The following is a 1,799-nucleotide window of genomic DNA, read 5'->3' as shown; positions in this document are numbered from 1 at the left end:
CCGAGGTGGTGGCGCCGGTGGCCTCCTACCTGCCGGCGGTTCGCACCGGAGACCTGGTGTTAACCTCCGGGCAGCTGCCGATGCGCGGCGGCGCCCTGCCGCAGACCGGCAAGGTCGGGGCCGACGTCAGCCCGGCGGACGGCACCGCGCTGGCCCGGGTCTGCGCGCTCAATGCGCTGGCCGCCGTGCACGCGCTGGTCGGTATCGACGCGGTGACCCGGGTCGTCAAGGTGGTCGGCTATGTCGCTTCGGCCCCGGGTTTCACCGGTCAGCCGGCCGTGGTCAACGGGGCGTCGGACCTGCTCGGCGAGGTGTTCGGCAGCGCCGGCGAGCACGCCCGCTCGGCGGTCGGGGTGGCCGAGCTGCCGCTGAACGCGCCGGTGGAGGTCGAGTTGGTGGTCGAGGTCGCAGGGGAAGCCCGGTAGCCCGGTGGCGGCGCTGACCCACCCCGCCTACGGTCGGTTGCGGCCGGTCACCGACACCGCGTCGGTGCTGCTGGCCGAGAACCCGGGCCTGATGACGCTGGAGGGCACCAACACCTGGGTGCTGCGCGCGCCCGGCAGCGACGAGGTGGTGATCGTCGATCCGGGTCCGGACGACGACGCGCACATCGGCCGGATCACCGGCCTGGGCCGGATCGCGCTGGTGCTGATCAGCCATCGGCACGGCGACCACACCGACGCGATCGACAAGCTGGTCGACGCGATCGACGCGCCGGTGTGGTCGGTGGCCAGTGGTTTCCAGCGGCGCCTCGGCGGGGAACTGACCGACGGTGCGCTGATCGAGGCCGCCGGCCTGCGTATCAAGGTGCTGGCGACGCCGGGGCACACCTCTGACTCGGTGTCGTTCGTGCTTGCCGATGCGGTGCTCACCGCCGACACCGTGCTGGGCCGAGGGACCACGGTGATCGACCCCGAAGACGGCGACCTGGCCGCCTACCTGGAATCGCTGCGCCGGTTGGGGGGCCTGGGCGGGCGGACGGTGCTGCCCGGCCACGGACCCGAGCTGGCCGACCTGCAGGCGGTCGCCGCGGAGTATCTGGCCCACCGTGAGCAGCGGCTGGATCAGATCCGCGCCGCGCTGGCCGAGCTGGGTGACGACGCGACCACCCGGCAGGTGGTCGAACACGTCTACACCGACGTCGACGAGAAGCTGTGGGATGTCGCCGAATGGTCGGTGCAGGCCCAGCTGGATTACCTGCGTCGTTGAGATTGCCGGCAGGGCTGCGAATCTGCCGTGATCACGGCCCTGGGCGCAAGATCACCGAAGTGGGGCTGGTCAGCGCGAGCCGGCCAGCTGCTCGCTGCGGTTCGCCCGGGCTCAGCCCGCGCTCACCTCGCTCGCCTCGCCAGGCGTTCGGAGTCGGAGATCAACACGCTCTTGCCCTCCAGCCGGATCCAGCCGCGGTGGGCGAAATCGGCCAGCGCCTTGTTCACCGTCTCCCGGGACGCGCCCACCAGCTGGGCGATCTCCTCCTGGGTCAGGTCGTGGGTCACCCGCAGCGCGCCGCCCTCCTGGGTGCCGAACCGCTGGGCCAGCTGCAGCAACTGCTTGGCGACCCGGCCCGGCACGTCGGTGAAGATGAGGTCGGCCAGGTTGTTGTTGGTGCGCCGCAGCCGGCGGGCCAGCACCCGCAGCAGCTGCTCGGCGATCTCCGGGCGGTCGGAGATCCACGACCGCAACGCGTCGCGGTCCATCGAGACCGCCTTCACCTCGGTGATGGTGGTCGCCGTGGAGGTCCGGGGCCCGGGGTCGAAGATCGACAGCTCGCCGAACATGTCGGACGGACCCATGATGGT

3 protein-coding genes are annotated in these 1,799 nt (G+C 71.7%); 2 read left to right on the top strand and 1 reads right to left on the bottom strand.

All coding sequences use genetic code 11. The features are described from left to right. Window positions 1–425: RidA family protein (locus tag AC2VNT_RS08290; protein ID WP_486946399.1), on the top strand; the 425-nt coding region annotated here is incomplete at its 5' end. A 4-nt stretch (window positions 426–429) separates the two neighbouring features. Then, window positions 430–1,209, top strand: a complete 780-nt coding sequence (locus AC2VNT_RS08285) for an MBL fold metallo-hydrolase (RefSeq protein WP_486946398.1) — start codon at window positions 430–432, stop codon at window positions 1,207–1,209. A 122-nt stretch (window positions 1,210–1,331) separates the two neighbouring features. Here the strand turns inward: AC2VNT_RS08285 and crp are convergent. Further along, the coding region (crp, locus tag AC2VNT_RS08280) for a cAMP-activated global transcriptional regulator CRP (RefSeq protein ID WP_486946397.1) at window positions 1,332–1,799 on the bottom strand (468 nt) is incomplete at its 5' end.

Source organism: Mycobacterium sp. TH-M15 (assembly GCF_057473705.1).
Note: the sequence above shows the minus strand (reverse complement) of the source record. Positions and strands in the feature narration are given on the sequence as shown.